This window comes from Thermoanaerobaculia bacterium (assembly GCA_018057705.1).
Lineage (GTDB): Bacteria > Acidobacteriota > Thermoanaerobaculia > Multivoradales > JAGPDF01 > JAGPDF01.
Window position 1 is genome coordinate 1 of sequence record JAGPDF010000094.1, and the last position, 14,730, is coordinate 14,730.

General features: G+C 67.9%; 19 protein-coding genes. 12 read left to right on the forward strand and 7 right to left on the reverse strand.

Features of this window, described 5'->3' with window-relative positions; genetic code table 11:
* Nucleotides 1–422: 422 nt before the first annotated feature.
* Nucleotides 423–1,415: a sel1 repeat family protein gene (locus tag KBI44_19180; GenBank protein MBP9146609.1), complete on the forward strand. Its 993-nt coding sequence runs from the start codon at nt 423–425 to the stop codon at nt 1,413–1,415.
* A gap of 357 nt (nt 1,416–1,772) precedes the next feature.
* On the opposite strand, the gene KBI44_19185 is transcribed toward KBI44_19180, so the two are convergent.
* Entirely contained in the window at nt 1,773–2,825 is a 1,053-nt protein-coding gene (locus tag KBI44_19185; protein MBP9146610.1) for a beta-propeller fold lactonase family protein, read from the reverse strand.
* A gap of 631 nt (nt 2,826–3,456) precedes the next feature.
* On the opposite strand from KBI44_19185, the gene KBI44_19190 reads away from it, so the two are divergent.
* Entirely contained in the window at nt 3,457–4,938 is a 1,482-nt protein-coding gene (locus tag KBI44_19190) for a VCBS repeat-containing protein (GenBank protein ID MBP9146611.1), read from the forward strand.
* A 325-nt stretch (nt 4,939–5,263) separates the two neighbouring features.
* Here the strand turns inward: KBI44_19190 and KBI44_19195 are convergent, their stop codons facing one another.
* Nucleotides 5,264–6,172 (reverse strand): hypothetical protein, encoded by a 909-nt coding sequence (locus KBI44_19195; protein ID MBP9146612.1) that lies wholly within the window; start codon nt 6,170–6,172, stop codon nt 5,264–5,266.
* 219 nt (nt 6,173–6,391) lie between these two features.
* Nucleotides 6,392–6,712: a helix-turn-helix transcriptional regulator gene (locus tag KBI44_19200; GenBank protein MBP9146613.1), complete on the reverse strand. Its 321-nt coding sequence runs from the start codon at nt 6,710–6,712 to the stop codon at nt 6,392–6,394.
* Nucleotides 6,713–6,998: 286 nt separating this feature from the next.
* Between KBI44_19200 and KBI44_19205 the strand changes: the two genes are divergently transcribed.
* Both KBI44_19205 and KBI44_19210 read left to right on the forward strand, forming a co-directional pair.
* The gene (locus KBI44_19205) at nt 6,999–7,337 is read left to right on the forward strand and encodes a type II toxin-antitoxin system RelE/ParE family toxin (protein ID MBP9146614.1); all 339 of its coding nucleotides are present in this window, start codon (nt 6,999–7,001) and stop codon (nt 7,335–7,337) included.
* Nucleotides 7,334–7,720 carry a helix-turn-helix transcriptional regulator gene (locus KBI44_19210; protein MBP9146615.1) on the forward strand — a complete coding sequence of 129 codons (387 nt, stop codon included), beginning with the start codon at nt 7,334–7,336 and terminating at the stop codon, nt 7,718–7,720. The genes KBI44_19205 and KBI44_19210 overlap by 4 nt, the downstream gene beginning before the upstream one ends.
* A 144-nt stretch (nt 7,721–7,864) precedes the next feature.
* Here KBI44_19210 and KBI44_19215 read toward each other — a convergent pair whose 3' ends face one another.
* Entirely contained in the window at nt 7,865–9,415 is a 1,551-nt protein-coding gene (locus KBI44_19215; GenBank protein ID MBP9146616.1) for an FG-GAP repeat protein, read from the reverse strand.
* 583 nt (nt 9,416–9,998) lie between these two features.
* On the opposite strand from KBI44_19215, the gene KBI44_19220 reads away from it, so the two are divergent.
* Both KBI44_19220 and KBI44_19225 read left to right on the forward strand, forming a co-directional pair.
* Nucleotides 9,999–10,364, forward strand: a complete 366-nt coding sequence (locus KBI44_19220) for a hypothetical protein (GenBank protein ID MBP9146617.1) — start codon at nt 9,999–10,001, stop codon at nt 10,362–10,364.
* 14 nt (nt 10,365–10,378) lie between these two features.
* Nucleotides 10,379–10,600, forward strand: coding sequence for a DUF4926 domain-containing protein (locus KBI44_19225; GenBank protein ID MBP9146618.1), 222 nt, complete (start codon nt 10,379–10,381; stop codon nt 10,598–10,600).
* A gap of 296 nt (nt 10,601–10,896) precedes the next feature.
* On the opposite strand, the gene KBI44_19230 is transcribed toward KBI44_19225, so the two are convergent.
* From KBI44_19230 to KBI44_19240, 3 genes are all read right to left on the reverse strand, one after another.
* Nucleotides 10,897–11,184 carry a HigA family addiction module antidote protein gene (locus tag KBI44_19230; GenBank protein ID MBP9146619.1) on the reverse strand — a complete coding sequence of 96 codons (288 nt, stop codon included), beginning with the start codon at nt 11,182–11,184 and terminating at the stop codon, nt 10,897–10,899.
* Between the two features lie 10 nt (nt 11,185–11,194).
* The gene (locus KBI44_19235) at nt 11,195–11,338 is read right to left on the reverse strand and encodes a type II toxin-antitoxin system RelE/ParE family toxin (protein MBP9146620.1); all 144 of its coding nucleotides are present in this window, start codon (nt 11,336–11,338) and stop codon (nt 11,195–11,197) included.
* A gap of 83 nt (nt 11,339–11,421) precedes the next feature.
* The gene (locus KBI44_19240) at nt 11,422–12,150 is read right to left on the reverse strand and encodes a UPF0149 family protein (protein MBP9146621.1); all 729 of its coding nucleotides are present in this window, start codon (nt 12,148–12,150) and stop codon (nt 11,422–11,424) included.
* A gap of 310 nt (nt 12,151–12,460) precedes the next feature.
* Between KBI44_19240 and KBI44_19245 the strand changes: the two genes are divergently transcribed.
* The 6 genes from KBI44_19245 to KBI44_19270 all read left to right on the forward strand — a co-directional run bounded on the left by KBI44_19245 (nt 12,461) and on the right by KBI44_19270 (nt 14,507).
* Complete coding sequence (locus KBI44_19245) at nt 12,461–12,772, forward strand: nucleotidyltransferase family protein (GenBank protein ID MBP9146622.1); 312 nt, start codon at nt 12,461–12,463, stop codon at nt 12,770–12,772.
* Between the two features lie 13 nt (nt 12,773–12,785).
* Complete coding sequence (locus KBI44_19250) at nt 12,786–13,058, forward strand: hypothetical protein (protein MBP9146623.1); 273 nt, start codon at nt 12,786–12,788, stop codon at nt 13,056–13,058.
* A gap of 61 nt (nt 13,059–13,119) precedes the next feature.
* Nucleotides 13,120–13,353 carry a DUF4926 domain-containing protein gene (locus KBI44_19255; protein ID MBP9146624.1) on the forward strand — a complete coding sequence of 78 codons (234 nt, stop codon included), beginning with the start codon at nt 13,120–13,122 and terminating at the stop codon, nt 13,351–13,353.
* Between the two features lie 39 nt (nt 13,354–13,392).
* Entirely contained in the window at nt 13,393–13,653 is a 261-nt protein-coding gene (locus KBI44_19260; GenBank protein ID MBP9146625.1) for a DUF2442 domain-containing protein, read from the forward strand.
* 217 nt (nt 13,654–13,870) lie between these two features.
* The gene (locus tag KBI44_19265) at nt 13,871–14,095 is read left to right on the forward strand and encodes a hypothetical protein (protein MBP9146626.1); all 225 of its coding nucleotides are present in this window, start codon (nt 13,871–13,873) and stop codon (nt 14,093–14,095) included.
* Nucleotides 14,085–14,507 carry a PIN domain-containing protein gene (locus KBI44_19270; protein MBP9146627.1) on the forward strand — a complete coding sequence of 141 codons (423 nt, stop codon included), beginning with the start codon at nt 14,085–14,087 and terminating at the stop codon, nt 14,505–14,507. Before KBI44_19265 ends, KBI44_19270 begins: the two co-directional genes overlap by 11 nt.
* Nucleotides 14,508–14,730: the final 223 nt, after the last annotated feature.

Below are 14,730 nucleotides of genomic sequence, written 5' to 3' on the forward strand. Positions count from 1 at the left end.
GTGCGACCGCAAATGCGGCCATCCCGATCGCCCGTCGCGCGCGCGACGGGCATGAAGTGTCGAACATCGAAAGGAACCCCCGATTTCCTCCGAGTGTACAGAACGCGAGCGCGCCGTCCAGCACGGTTCGAAGTGGGGCTCCGAGCCGGCCGAAAACGACGGCCCGCGGCGGGTCGGCGGCGTGCGATCTCCTCATCCCGAAGGGATAAGACGCAATCCGCCGCCGCTATCTCGCAGCCGGTCACCCGGATGATCGAAAAAGAGGGACAGGCACCATTTATTGAAATAGTGCCTGTCCCTCTTTTTCAAGTTCCGCTCTTCCGGGAGCGCTTCGCGGGTCGGGTCGATCGAACGCCCGCTTCGCTGCGCCTGGCCCCGTGAGCGGCGGCATTGCGCATCGTTCTCTATCGAGGGGTGAGACCATGAGCCGCATGACCTGGAAACCGATCTGCATCGTCCTGTCGCTCGCCGCCTGCCGGATGGCGGCCGAAACCGCCGCTCTCGCGGGGGACGATCCCGCTGCGCTGTTCGAGCAGGCTCGCGCGCTCGATCGCCCGGAAGGCGGCCGCGAGACGCTGGTCGAGGCGGCAAGGCTCTACGAGAGCGCGGCCCGAGGCGGGCACCTCGCGGCGATGACCCGCGTCGGCATCCTGTACGTCATGGGCGAAGGGGTCGAAGAGGACGAAGCGCGCGGCGCGAACTGGATCCGTCGTGCCGCGGAAGCCGCCCATCCTCGCGCTCTGGGCGAATACGGCCTTCTGCTCGCCGAAGGCTGGGGGGTCGAGGAAGACGACGTGGCCGCCGTCGCCTGGTACCGCAAGGCTGCGGCCGCGGGCGACCCGCTCGGCCTGGCTCGCCTCGGGTTCGCCTACGAGCTCGGGGAAGGGATCGAGGCCGATCCGAAGCAGGCGAAACGTTGGTTCGTCGAAGCCCGCGCGGCGCTCGAGCGCGATCTCCGCGATCTCCAGACGACCGGCGATCCCGAGCTCGCCATGATGCTCGGCATCCTCCTCGACGAGGGGCTGGGAGGCCGCACCGACGACGGGCGTGCGGTGGCGCTCTACCGGCAGGCCGCCGAGGCCGGGCACGCCGAGTCGCAGTTCTATCTCGCCGGCATGCTGCTCGAAGGCGAGGGGACGAAGCGAAACGCCAGCGAGGCGATCCGCTGGTACATCCGGGCCGCCAATCAAGGTGACGACGAAGCGATGGAGGAACTGGCTCGAATCTACGCCGAGGGCGATGGCGTCGACGGCCCCGCTCATGTCTACTGGAGCGCCCGGGCCGAGATCCTCGAGCTCGAGGCCGAGGACGATCCGGATCTGCCGAACGACCAGGAGCGCAAGCTCGAGGCCGAGCTCCGCGCCCACCTACGCGCCTATGAGACGACCCACCCCGAAGTCGCGCCAAGCCGCTGAAAGGGCACCGGTCCGCTCCCTCTCTCTCCCTGCGCCGCGGCAATTGGCGGTAATTGGGGACAGTCCCCAATTACGGTCCCGCAGAGGTGTCAGCGGAAATTGGGGACTGTCCCCAATTTCCGCAAACGACTGAGGAAGCGAGGCTTAGCGAAAATGGGGACTGTCCCCATTTTCACCATTTTCACCCATTCTCAAAGGGGACAGCGAGGCCTCAGGGGCGGCAATCGAGCCGGTGCGCGCGAACCGGCTCGACAGGTGCTGGACAGGTGCTGGACAGGTGCTGGACAGGTGCCAGCCTCTCTTCTGGACAGGTGCCAGCCGCTCTCCCAGCCTCTCTCCCGCTCTCCCGTCAGGCTCCTACGGGACCGCCGTGCTCCAGGCGCCGGTCGTGCCGGTGACGTAGCCGTCGGCGAAGATCAGCGTCGGGAAGTAGGAGAGGAGGCTGGTGCCGTTGAAGTGGGTCGCCGCCCCGACGATGGCGCGCAGCGGTGCCACATTTCCGGTCGCGGTGCGGGGGAAGAAGAGGAGCGCGTCGTTGGGACTCGAGCGCAGCACGGTGAGCTCGCCGGCTCCGCCCGCGCCGGCGAGCGGATCGACGTCGAGGCCGTGGACCGCGAGGAGCCCCGTCGCGGCCCCCGAGAGCACGCGCAGCGGCGCGACGTCGCCGGACGCCTCGCGGGCGAAGACGCGGATCGACGCCTGGTTGACGACGAAGACCTCGTCGTGGAGCGGATCGACCGCCACGATCGACGGATCGGTGAGCCCGGTAGCCGGACCCGAGATCGAGCGCAGCACGCCGACCGTGCCGTTGCCGAGGAGCGGCAGGAAACGGATCGCCGCCGCCCCCGGGGTGCGATCGGTGATCACCACCTCGTTGTGCACCAGGTCGAGGTCGAAATCGAGGGTCGACGTGGGCCAGGCGGGCGAGGTCGCGAGCGTTCGCTGCGGCGCGACGTTGCCGCCTCCGCCGACGGCGAAGACCAGGAGCTCGCTCGCGTCCTTGGAGAGCACCCAGAGGTCGCCGCGCTCGGGGTCGAGCTCGAGGTCCCACGGCGTTGCGATCGTCGTCGTCGCGCCCGCGATCGTGCGCAGCGGCGTGGTCGGGCCGTCCGCTGCGAGGTCGAAGACGAAGATCTCGTCGGGTCCGCGCGCGGCGACGAAGACCTCCCCCCGGCCGACATGGACCGCGACCGAAGAGGCCAGGTCCATGAAGCCCGGCGTCGCGGTGATCTCCTGCAGCGGCGACTGGTCGCCGCTGGTCGCCGGGTCGAAGACCAGCACCGAATCGGCGTTGGCGTTGGCGACGTAGACCTGCGCCGCAGCCGCTTTCACCATCGCCAGGACGACTGCGACCGCAAAGCACGTTCCCAGCCTCCGTCCGCCAGCCCCTTGCGTCCGCTCTCGAGTCATTGCTTCCTCCGGAAAGAACTCCTACCGGAACTACGCGCAAGACCGGCGCGAAACAGGACAGGGAGACGGGCCCCTCGCTGCGACCTCCGACTCCGGACCTCCGCTCAGTTCACTCCCGCCGCTTCGGAGACAGGTGCCAGGCGCTTTCACGGGCCACCAAAGCTCCGCCCCCCGCAGCTGGGGACATGGAACCGCCCCAAGGCGACTGCTTCGCTCGACCTGCAACCACCCCAGGGCGGGTACGTGTCCCCGGCGTACCTCAGGGGACTCAGGTTCCACTGGCTCTCCGACGCCGTGCGGAATCGAGAGCTCGGGCAAGTCCGCGTAAGTGAAGCCGCACGTAGCCGCTGCCCAGGCGCCGTTGCCGTCGTTGTTCTGCTGGAAGTTCTGAAGCGGAAAGGAACGCAGAACCCGGCGCGCCGGGACATGTTCCTTCCCGGCGTGTCGCCTTTCGGCGCGCTTCGCGTTCTGAAGAGCAAGGAGCCCGCACATGACCGATCCCCGCCTGCCCTCGCTTCGACCCCGTCGACCCCTTCGGCCCCTTCGACGCCCCCACTCGTTGTCCGCCTGCCCGGCGCTCGCATCGCTCTCACCGCTCTCATCGCTCTCATGGCTCTCATGGCTCCTGCCGATGATGCTCCTCGCCCTCGGAGCGAGTCCGGCCCAGGCGCAGCTCTGGGACGCCCGCGATCGATTCCTGCCGGTGCCCAGTATTGCGGAGCAAGAATTCATGCGCTACGGAGAGGTCGTCGCGAGCTGCGATTGGGACGGCGACGGGCGCGCGGATCTCGCGGTCGGGATGCCCGACTACAGCAACGACGCGGGCGCGGTCTTCTTCTTCCGCATGGACCCCCAGGGCTCGCCGGTTTTCGTCCGCGCCGTGGGTACAGTCAACCAGGAGAGTCTCGGTGCGTCCGTGGCGTGCGGCGACTTCGACGGCGATGGCGACGCCGAGGTGGCGGCCGGAGCACCGGAGTTCGCGCTCGGCGGCATCGAGGAGGGGCGCGTCGTGCTGTACGACTGGGTGGCAGGCACGATGGTCGATACAGGCGAGTTCCGGCAGAGCCTGGCTGGCGTGGCGGGGGGGGCGGAGGACTTCGACGAGTTCGGAGGCAGCCTCGCGGTGGGCGACTTCGACGGCGACGGTGCCGACGATCTCGCGGTCGGCTCTCCGGGGGAGGACGTCGGCGCGACGGACGCCGCGGGCGCGGTGACGTTCTTCTACGGCGAGCTGGGAGTCGGGCTGGTCGTCGCCGGCAACTCGATCTGGCACAAGGACACCACCGGCGTCGTCGGCGATCCCGGCGAGGGCGAAAATGTGGGACTCGCGCTGGCCGCGATCCGCAACGACTGCGACGCCTTCGACGACCTCGCCGTGGGCGTACCGGGCCAGACGGTCGACGGGGTCGAGGATGCCGGCGCGGTCTATGTCGTCCAGGGAAGTGCGGGCGGTCTCGTCCACGCAACCAGCTTCGTCCTCGACACCACGAGCTTCACCCAGGAGGGGGCCTCGCCGCCGCACCTTTCGGACCGGTTCGGCTCGACACTCGCCTCGGCCGGCGCCTACTTCCCCGGCGCCTGCGGGACGATCGCGATCGGCGCGCCAAGGCGCGAGGTTGGGGGCGTCGACGGCGCCGGCGCGCTCTACCTCCGAGGGGAAGGTGGCGGATCGACGCGCTATTTCACCGCCGCAGACTTCGACGTGGCGCCGGATCCGCAAGACAATTTCGCCGAGTCCTTCGCGTTCGCGGATTTCAACGCCGACGGCCGCCTCGACCTGGTGGTCGGAATGCCCGGCAACGATCCGGCGCTGTCGAACTTGACCGGCGGCGTCTTCGTCGGGCTTTCCAACAGCGGGGCGGAACCGGATCCGGGCAACGCCCAGCTCATCGTGCCGCGCTCCACCCTCGGCCTCTTCGAGTTCGTCACCGACGACGGCAGCTTGGGCGAGGCGCTCGTCAGTGCCGACTTCGACGGCGACTCCGTGCCCGACCTCGCGGTCGGCCTGCCGACGGCCGACTACGGCGACCTGACGAACGTCGGCGGCGTCCAGATCCTGTACGGCGGCCTGTTCGCAGCCGACTTCGAGGGTGGCAACGACAACGAGTGGTAGCCGCGCCCTCCCCGCACCCGGGGACCTGGAACCGCCCGAGTGAGTGCCCCGCAGCCGGGGACATGCTGAAGCCCGTCACCACAGCCCGAACCGTGCCCCGCAGCCGGGGACACGCTGAAGCCCGTCACCACAGCGCGAACCGTGGCCCGCAGCCGGGGACATGCTGAAGCCCGTCACCACAGCGCGAACCGTGCCCCGCAGCCGGGGACATGCTGAAGCCCGTCACCCTTGCTGCGGCAGCCCCACTCCAGCCGACCGGGCTGGAGCGTGTCCCCGGCGTACCACTAGCCCCCCAGAAACGTGTACCTGTCCCGGATTTCCCGCCTCAGGGGCAGAGGTGAGCGGGATCGGCGATCTGGCTGACCGCGAGCACCGCCGGTGTCGGCGCCAGCGTGGCGGCGCGGAGCACCGTGATCGTGCCGCTGCGCGCCGTCGCTTCATGGGCGTTGCCGAAAACGCGCCACGTCAGCGATTGTGGCAGGCCCGTGCCGACACCCGAGCTGCCGCCGAGGATGGAGAGCCAGCCCGGGGCGCCGCCGAGATCGACCACCGTGTCCCAGGCGCAGCCGGCGGTCGCCGTCACGTCCGCCGTCGCGGTCTTCTGGACGCACATGCTCAACGGGTGGCTGGTCGGCAGGCGGATGTTGAAGTGGACGGCGATCGGCGAGATCGCGAACTCGCAGAGTTGGAGCTCCACTATCTTCCCGGCCGCGGGGCTCGTCGAAGTCCCATCGTCGACCGTGAAAGCGAGCGTTCGCGGGCCGGGTGTCGGAGTCGCGGCGGTGTCGTCCCAGGTGACCGAGCGCAGACAGGTCTCGTAGACCGAAAGCGGCTGGCTGCCGCTGATCGCGAGACTGTTCGGCCCCGGGGTCACGACGAGACCGGCGCAGTCGGGTCCGTCGAGCACCTCGGAGAGGCCGTCCGCAGGGTCGAGGATCGTCACGCTGGCCGCGGCGAGGTTGGCGCTGTCGGCGTCGCTGACGACCAGGGCGCTGTCGACCGGCTGCGGCCCGGTGCCCTCGATGGCGAGGGTCGTGCCGGCGCTCGTGGTGACCACGGGAACGCCGGCGAGCGGCCACTGCGAGATGTCGCCGCTCTCGAAGCCATCGCTGAAGATCAAGGTCCCGGCGAGAAGTCCGGAAGGCGCCGCCAACGCGGGCAGCACCAGAAGCAGCAGCAGCGCCCCGACCCGCCCGAGGCGCAGCCGCAGCTCGCAAAACGAAAGAATCGCCACGCCGGATACCTCCAGGGTCGAAGACTGGGCGGCACTGTAACACCGCGGCGTACCGCGAGCCTGCCCCGCTGGACTCGCCTCCCCCCGGCAGCTGGGGACATGTCACCGCACCGACGAGTCCCGCAGCTGGGGACATGGAACCGCTCCAAGCCAGCGGTCGACCGACTCCAGCTCGCCCCAGAGCGGGTGCGTGTCCCCGGCGTACCTCGCGACCTGCCGCTACCTCCGCGCCCGCTCGATAGCCACCGCAATCTCGCTGGGCTTCGCCTCGAGAGCCAGCAGCGCGCGGATCATGAGGTCGAGCGAAACCGACGCGTCGGCCGCCTCCATCTTGGCGACTCGCGACTGGCTCGAGCCGATGCGACGCGCCACCTGCGTCTGCGTGAGCCCCGACCGGGTTCGCTGCTCGCGGAGTGTCTTCCCGAGCCCCAGTCGTAGCTCGACCAGCGCTTGCTCGACCGCGTCGAGGCCGAGAAACTCCGCTGCCGATCCGACTCTCCAGCCGCGGGCTTCGAGCTCCTTCTGGCGCGCTCTCTTCATACAATCGATGCTATGTCAGATCAGACATAGCGGCACGAGGCAAGGGCCGACTCACTGCCAGATCCGCACGCTGGTTTCCGTCTTAGCGTGTATGCCAGAGAGCGAACGAGGCTCGAAGGCCGATCGAGGCCATCTCGAAGAGGAGACTCGGTGCGTCCATCAGCGCCTGCGGGAGGGTACGAAAATTGACGAGTTTTAACCTATGGGTTAATCTTTGCGCCTGCGACGGCTGAAACTGCGCAGTTGGGCAGTCTTGGCCGCCTGCTCCGACAGAGGTGACTGCCTATTGACGGAGTTCCTGCAGGGCCTGGAAGGAAGACTCGGCAAGCAGGCACGGAGAGCCTGGAGCCTCCTGGATGTCGTCGCCAGCATAGGGCCGCCGCGAAACACGGACGTTTCCCACCGCCTCGCGCCAGACATCTGGGAGTTCATTTCCGGCGATCTGAGAATTCTCTGGTTTTATGACGAACGAAAAGTCGTCGTCTGCTCTCATGGATTCGTGAAGCAGCGCCAGAAGACGCCGAAGGCGCATCTCGAGCAAGCCGAGGCCGTTCGCAGCCGCTATTTCGAAGCGAAGTCGAAGTCTGCATTGCGGATCGATGACGAGGAGATCGAGTCCTGGTGAAGAAGACCTTTCGGGAGTGGAGTCAGGAGGCGGAGGCCGATCCCGTCTATTGGACGGAGCGCGCGATTCTCAGAGTCACGGAGGAGATCTTCGTCGCGATGGAGAAGCGGGGCATGCAGAGGTCGGAGCTCGCCCGCCGCCTCGGAACCAGCCCCGCCTATGTGACGAAGATACTCCGCGGAAAAGCCAACTTCACTCTCGAGAGCCTGGCTCGAATCGCTCTCGCGCTGGGCGGGGAGTTCGAGTTTCATTTCTTGCCTCACGATGTGCGCACCCCTCGCTTCAGCTCGGCGGTCAGCGAGCTTTCCGAGCCGACCCTTCGGACGCCTGCGCCCAAGCAGAGGATTCAAAAGCCCCGATCGAAGATCCAGCCCCGCCGCTGAAGAGCCTGCAGCGAACGCTCCGCTGCCGCTCACTCCCACTCCCCGCAGCCGGGGACATGGAACCGCTCCAAACCGGCGGTCGACCGACCAGCGATCGCCCCAGAGCGGGTACGTGTCCCCGGTGTACCCCCAGGGTCCGGTGGCCTAAGGCGCAGTCACCGTCGCCGACCAGTAGCTGGGGGAAAGCGTCGCGTTCCCGAAGCCGTCCGCGAAGAGCGCGCTGTAGAGCGCCGTCACGCTCCCGACGCTAAGGAGGGTTCCGTCGTCCTCGTTCAACGCTCCCACCGCGAGATCGGCGAGGCCGTCGCCGTCGAAGTCGCCGGTCGTGAGTGCGTGGCCCCATCGGACCTCGTGGATGTCGTCGCCGCGGGGGATCTCCTCCTGCCCATGTTCGAACTGCCGGGCGGGCGACTCCCCGGCGTAGATGCCGAAGCCCTCTTCGCCCAGCAGGACGACGACGGCGCCCTCCCGGATTCCCTCCACGGTCTCGTTGGGAACACCGATCGCGAGATCGTCGAGGCGATCGCCGTTGAAGTCGCCCACCGCCAACGCATCGCCGAAGAACTCGCCCGGCAGGCTCGCACCGCCGCCGAAGATCTCCCGCGCGGTCAGACGCTCGGCCGTCGCGAGGTCGAAAGTGCCGGTCGTCCCCTGGAGCACGTACACCGCTCCGGTGTTCGAGAGCGGGCTGTCGTCCTCGGGTACGCCGATGACCAGATCGTCGAAGTCGTCGTCGTTGAAGTCTCCGCTCGCCAGCCGCCGCCCAAAGGAGGAGGCCTGGGCCTCGCTTGGTCCTGCGATCAGCTGGTCGCGCCCGGTCGCCCCCAGACCGCCCGCGGCGCCGAAGAGAATGTGCACCGCGGCGGGCGCGAAGGAGCCGAAATTCTCGCCGGGCACCGCGGTCGCGAGGTCGTCGAAGCCGTCGGAGTCGAAGTCGCCGACGGCGAGCGCGGCGCCGAAATGGTCGTCGAGGTCGGCCGTATCGTCGATCCCCGTGGAGTCCTGATCGAGCCGGTACGGCACCGGGGCGAGCCCGAGCGCCGTCCCCGCGCCGCGGAAGACGCGCAGGATCCCGGCCTCCGCGAAATCTCCCACGGCATGATCGGGCACGCCGACGACGAGATCGGCGAAGGCATCGCCGTCGAAGTAGCCGCAGGCGATGATCTCGCCGAAGTGCAGGTTGGATTCGGGGAGCCCCGTCGCGGTCGACTGCCCGACCGTGATCGCCGGCGCGGCCGGGAGCCCGGAGGCCGAACCCAGATAGACCGCGACGACGCCGGCGTCGGGGAAGTTGAACGTCGAGAGCTGGCGGTCCTCGTCGGGCACCCCGACCGCGAGGTCGCCGATGCCGTCGCCGTTGAAATCGCACGCGGCGAGGGCCCGGCCGAACTCGTCATCGACCTCGGCGCCGCCGGTGGTGAACTGCCCCAGCACGGTGGGCGGGGAGACCCGATCCAACCCCCGCCCACGGACGCCGTAGCGCACCACGACCTGGCCGCAACCGTTGACGACCGGAGCTGGCCCGCCGCTCTCCGAAACGCCGGTCGCGAGATCGTCGACCCCATCGCCGTTGAAGTCGGCCGACGCGGAGGCGAACCCGAAGAAGTCCGCGCCGAAATCGTTCGCATTCGGCAGATCCGCCCGCCCGAACCGCTGCGCCCGCACGGTGGAGAGGCCGACGGAAGGCAGCTCCACCGCCCCCGCGGCTCCGGTGGCTCCGGTGGCGCCCGCGCTCACCAGGCAGGCGAGGGTCGCGAACCCGACAAGGGGTGCGAGTCGTGAGACAACCCTCCACGAAAATCGAGAATCCGTCGTCCGCGCGTTTGCCAAGATCTCCCCCGATTCTCCCGGCTGCCGACGGGCCGCCGAAGGGTTTGCCTGGGAGTTGGATCGAGATCGGCGCTAGAAACCCGACACCGCAAGCCCCCCGCAGCCGGGGACATGGATCCGCCTCCAACTAGCGCCGAGCCCCCCCCTCCGCAGCTGGAGAACCGCCGCACCCCGCAGCCGGGGACATGCTGAAGCCCGCCACACCCGCCGCGGCGACCCAACCCCAGCCCCCGGGCTGGAGCGTGTCCCCGGCGTACCACCGCGATCTGCCGCTACCTCCGCGCCTCTCGATTTCCCGGCCTGGACCCGCGAGATGTCAGCGCTCGATTCCGTCTTACCTCCTGGGTAAGCAGATCGGAGGCAGCACCGCGGCCTTCGAAGGCGACCTCCAGGGCGCCCGCGGCAGGGGCCCGCAAGGTTTTTGAATCTGTCCCGGCGAGGAGGAGCGGTGACCGAACAGGTCGAGCTGGCGGCGTTCGAGATGAAAGTGGATCCGGAGAAGCTGATTGGCTACCTCCTTTCGGATTCGCATCCTCTCGGGCAGCGGAAGGCCAGGTACTTCCGGGCGCTCGGCTTTCGAGCCGAGACTCCTCTGGAGCTCGAGGAGGCATTTGTCGTGCACGCAAGAGAGAATCCGCTCGCGAGTCGCGAAGAGACCCAATTCTGGTCAAACTACGTCGTCGACGGGCCGTTCCGCGATCGCCGATCACCGAGCGGCGAGCCGGTCGAACTCAGGTCGGTATGGTTCGTCGAAACCGGAACGTCCGTCGCGAGATTTGTAACGGCTTATCCGATTGGGAGGGGGAGGCTATGAGCGAAGCAGCCGAGATGCGGGAGCTCGAAATGGTCGTCCTGCGACGAGACCTCCCGGGAGCGAGGCTCGAAGCCGGGGACGTCGGAACCGTCGTACTGGCGCACGCCGGGGGCGCCGGCTTCGAAGTCGAGTTCGCCACGCTCGCCGGTGAGACGATCGCCGTCCTCACCGTGCCCGCCGAAGACCTCCGCGCCGTCGCCCCCGACGAGATCGCGCACGTCCGCCGAGTAGCGTAGACGCATCCGGAATCGTAGAAAGGTCCCACCCCCGCAGGAAAATGGGGACTGGCTCCCGCCCCGCCGTGCGCCGCCCCGCGCAGCCGGAGACATGCAGCCCCCGCCGCCGCCCGCAGCTGGGGACACGGAACCGCTCCAAGCCAGCGTTCGACCGACCCGCGACTGCCCCAGAGCGGGTACGTGTCCCCGGCGTACCTCCAGCGCGCAGAGCTGGTCACAAGCCGTGACCACCTCAACTTGAGGTCACAAATTGTGACTTCAAGTTGGGGATGCTTCGCAGTGGTGCGCCCTTCCTCCTACGCAGCTGACAGCCGCTTGACCCGCAGCGCCGGCCGCCTCTTCTCGACCTGCCAGAGATCGAACTGCAGCTGCTGGGCGAGCCAGCTCTCGGCGCTGGTGTCGAAGGCCAGCGACAGCCGCAGCGCCATCTCGGGCGTGATCCCGGCGCGGCCGTTGATGATCGCCGACAGGGTCTTGCGGCTGACGCCGAGGCCCTTGGCAGCTACCGTCACGGTGAGCTCCAGCGGCTCGAGGCAAAGGGCCTTCAGCACTTCGCCAGGATGGGGCGGGTTATGCATCTTCATGGTCGCCACCTCAGTGATAGTCCTCGTAGTCGACTTCATCCGCGTCCGTGCCGGCGAAGACAAACGTCACACGCCAGTTGCCGCTCACCCGGACGGACCAGCTCCCCGCTCGATCTCCGGAGCGCGGATGCAAGACCAGCCCGGGGAGATTCATGTCGCGGGGTGGTGATCAGAGGGGGGCGACATTCAATCGGCCCAGAATCAGGCTCCTCTTTGGTCGTTTTTCGGGACTTTCCCTCAGCTCGCTCCGCTCGCGCCCGCACCGCAGCAGCGCTTGAACTTCTTCCCGCTGCCGCAAGGGCAGGGTTCGTTCCGGCCCACCGTGGGGGAGGAGGTCGCCGGCGCGGCGCTCGGGTCCGGGTTCGACCAGTACGCCTGGATCTTCGTGACCGCCGGCCCCACGTCGCGCGTCCAACGCTCGACCTGCGACTTCCGCGGCGCGGGTCCGCCATCGTCCTCGAGGCCCAGAGCCAGGATGGGCGTGAACCACTTCGGCCGTTCGTCGATGCGCTCCGACCACGCATCGGATTCGAAGCGCGTCCCCGCCATGAAGCCGCTGCACCAATTCGTCGCGGCCTCGACGTCGCCCTCCTCGAAGAGCGGCTCGAACTCTCCCGCGCCCGGCGCGAGCGCCGCCGCCACCGAATCGTGGAGCCGCATCACGAGCCCGAGAATGTGCTCCTTCTCTTCGGAATTCTCCCAGATGGGGGAGTTCTCGCCGCGATCGACATCCCAGATCCACGGCGTCCACTCGGACGGCTCCACCCGGCGCGGGCTCGCGACGACCGCCGCAAGAAACCCTTCGAGGCCGAAGATGTCGAGCGAGCTCTCGACAATGGCCGGCGACGCGAGAAAGCGGTCGAGCTCCGTGAGCTCGTCTCCTTGAACGTCAGAGCCGTGGTCGTGGCTGGGGTCGTGGCTTTGCTCGTGGCTGTGACCGTGATCGGGCGGAATCGTGCGCGACATGCGGAGTCTCCGGAGGCGTCGAGGCCGGACGATTCTACGCCGCGCTCGAAGATCCAGCCCCGCCGCCGAAGAGCGCACACCCAAGGCTCCGCTCGGAGTGCCAGGCGATTTCCCGACCCCAGCCCGAACTGTGCCCCGCAGCCGGGGACATGCTGAAGCCCGCCGCCCTTGCAGCGGCTGCCCCACTTCAGCCTGCCGGGCTGGAGCGTGTCCCCGGCGTACCTCGGCGAAGTCAGCAACAGGCCCTTTCCCCGCCGTTTCTGCTTGAAGGCGGTAGAATCTGCGTGCGAGCCCAAGGGAAGGAGTCGCCATGAGCGTACCGACGCGGCCAGCGATCGAGATTCCGCACGACGAGATCGTCGACTTCTGTCGCCGGCATCGCGTCCGGAAGCTCGCGCTCTTCGGTTCCGTTCTGCGCGACGATTTTTCCTCAGCAAGTGATGTCGACGTGCTGGTCGAGTTCGAACCCGGGACGCGGATGGGTTTGCGCTTCTTCTCCCTGCAGGACGAGCTCTCGAAGATTCTCCGCCGCCAAGTCGATCTCAACACCGAAGGGTTCCTCTCGCGTTACTTCCGCGACGAGGTGCTGGCGGAAGCCGAAACTATCTATGACGCGGCATGACGACCGCATTCGCTTGCGCCACATGCTCGACCATGGGCGCGAGGCTGTCGCCATGGTCCAAGGGCGAAGCCGAGCCGATCTCGATCTCGACCGGCAGCTGAACCTGTCGATCGTGCGGCTGCTGGAAATCGTCGGAGAAGCGGCGGCGCGCGCCACCCCAGAGATCCGGGCAGATCTGCCGGATCTACCCTGGGCGGAGATCGTCGGACTCCGCCGTTCGCTGCCGAGCGAGTCATTCACGGCTACGACCGGGTCGACTTCGACATCGTCTGGGAGGTCATCGTGAGCGACCTCCCGCCGATGATCGAAGCGATCGACCGTTACCTCAATCTGGACTCGGAGCGCGAATGATCGCCGCTTTCGCAGAGCTCGAAATGGTCGTCCTGCGACGAGACCTCCCGGGAGCGAAGCTCGAAGCCGGGGACGTCGGAACGGTCGTCCTGGCACATGCCGGGGGCGCCGGCTTCGAAGTCGAATTCGCCACCCTCGCCGGCGAGACGATCGCCGTCGTCACCGTGCCCGCCGAAGATCTCCGCGCGATCGCCCCCGACGAGATCGCGCACGTTCGCCGCGTCGCATGAAGGCGTCGTTCCGCTCGCTGCCAAACAAGGAGGCCTGAGATGGAACGTGTGACTTCGGTGCGAGCGCTCCCAACCTACCGCCTCGAAATCGAGTTCTCCGACGGCGTCCGCGGAGTCCTCGACTACGAGGACCGGCTCTTCGGCCCGATGATGGAGCCCCTGCGCGACCCGGCCCGCTTCGCTCATGCCTCCGACACCGGCATCGACGAGTGGAGCGTCATCTGCTGGCCGAACGGCGCCGACCTCGCCCCCGACGCCATCTACGACCGCCTCAAAGCCGGAGCCGCTGGCGCCCGCTGAGGCCACGCCGAAGTAGCTCCGATCAAGCCGCCCCCGCAGCTGGGGACATGCTGAAGCCCGCCACAACCTCGCGGCGGCTCGATCCAATCTGCCGGGCTGGGGCGTGTCCCCGGCGTACCTCCAGCGCCAGATCCAGGCGCCAGATTCCGTCCTCGGTACACGATAACAGTGCACACTGTCCTAGTGTAGGATACGGAAGTGGAATAGGAGTCCGTCCATGAAGAACATCACCTTGAGCGCCGAAGAGCACCTGATCGAGGCCGCGCGGGCGCGCGCACAGGCGGAGAACACGACGCTCAACGAGCAGTTCCGGCGGTGGTTGGCCGACTATGCGCAGCGCCGCCATCGTGCCGCGGCCGCCATGCAGGTCATCGCCGAGCTCCGCGGGACGCTGCGCACCGGGGGGCGTAAGTTCAGCCGCGACGAGATGAATGAACGCTGACTTCCTCGACTCGAACATCCTCGTCTACCTCTTCGACGAGACCGACCCGCGCAAGCAGACGATCGCCGCCGGGCTCGTCGAGAAAGGTCTCGAGTCGGGAAGCGCGTGCATCAGCTTTCAGGTCGTCCAGGAAACGCTGAACGTCCTGACGCGCAAGCTCGCGCAGCCGGCCACGCCGGCGCAGGCGGAGCGGCTGATGGACGAGGTCCTCCTGCCGCTCTGGCGCGGCGCGCCGAGCCCGGCCTTCTACCGCCGCGGCCTCGAGCTCCAGGAGCGCTACAGCCTCTCGTTCTACGACGCCCTGAATGTCGCCGCCGCCCTCGAAGCCGGCTGCACCCGCCTCCTCAGCGAGAATCTTCAGCACGGCCTGCGGATCGAACGCTTGACGGTCGAGAACCCCTTCAAGAGCTGAAAAGCGCCCTCCGCGCCCCGCCGCCGGGGACAGCCAATCGCCCCGCCGCCCCCCGCAGCTGGAGACATGGTCCCGAGCGGAAAATGGGGACTGGCTCACTAGTGTCCCAACGTTAGTCGAACAGAATCAGTTGTTTGGCTTCGAGGTCTTCCATCTCTTCGTAGATGGATCGCGCAAGTAGCTGATCTAGCTGGGTTCGCTCGAATAGCGTGAGGCTCAGGAT

What these genes read in the sequence shown, in the direction of transcription:
- KBI44_19240 (MBP9146621.1), bottom strand. Translation starts at nt 12,150, where the DNA reads ATGTCGCGCACGATTCCGCCCGATCACGGTCACAGCCACGAGCAAAGC.
- KBI44_19235 (MBP9146620.1), bottom strand. Translation starts at nt 11,338, where the DNA reads ATGAATCTCCCCGGGCTGGTCTTGCATCCGCGCTCCGGAGATCGAGCG.
- KBI44_19245 (MBP9146622.1), top strand. Translation starts at nt 12,461, where the DNA reads ATGAGCGTACCGACGCGGCCAGCGATCGAGATTCCGCACGACGAGATC.
- KBI44_19225 (MBP9146618.1), top strand. Translation starts at nt 10,379, where the DNA reads ATGCGGGAGCTCGAAATGGTCGTCCTGCGACGAGACCTCCCGGGAGCG.
- KBI44_19190 (MBP9146611.1), top strand. Translation starts at nt 3,457, where the DNA reads ATGATGCTCCTCGCCCTCGGAGCGAGTCCGGCCCAGGCGCAGCTCTGG.
- KBI44_19270 (MBP9146627.1), top strand. Translation starts at nt 14,085, where the DNA reads ATGAACGCTGACTTCCTCGACTCGAACATCCTCGTCTACCTCTTCGAC.
- KBI44_19230 (MBP9146619.1), bottom strand. Translation starts at nt 11,184, where the DNA reads ATGAAGATGCATAACCCGCCCCATCCTGGCGAAGTGCTGAAGGCCCTT.
- KBI44_19265 (MBP9146626.1), top strand. Translation starts at nt 13,871, where the DNA reads ATGAAGAACATCACCTTGAGCGCCGAAGAGCACCTGATCGAGGCCGCG.
- KBI44_19180 (MBP9146609.1), top strand. Translation starts at nt 423, where the DNA reads ATGAGCCGCATGACCTGGAAACCGATCTGCATCGTCCTGTCGCTCGCC.
- KBI44_19185 (MBP9146610.1), bottom strand. Translation starts at nt 2,825, where the DNA reads ATGACTCGAGAGCGGACGCAAGGGGCTGGCGGACGGAGGCTGGGAACG.
- KBI44_19200 (MBP9146613.1), bottom strand. Translation starts at nt 6,712, where the DNA reads ATGAAGAGAGCGCGCCAGAAGGAGCTCGAAGCCCGCGGCTGGAGAGTC.
- KBI44_19260 (MBP9146625.1), top strand. Translation starts at nt 13,393, where the DNA reads ATGGAACGTGTGACTTCGGTGCGAGCGCTCCCAACCTACCGCCTCGAA.
- KBI44_19255 (MBP9146624.1), top strand. Translation starts at nt 13,120, where the DNA reads ATGATCGCCGCTTTCGCAGAGCTCGAAATGGTCGTCCTGCGACGAGAC.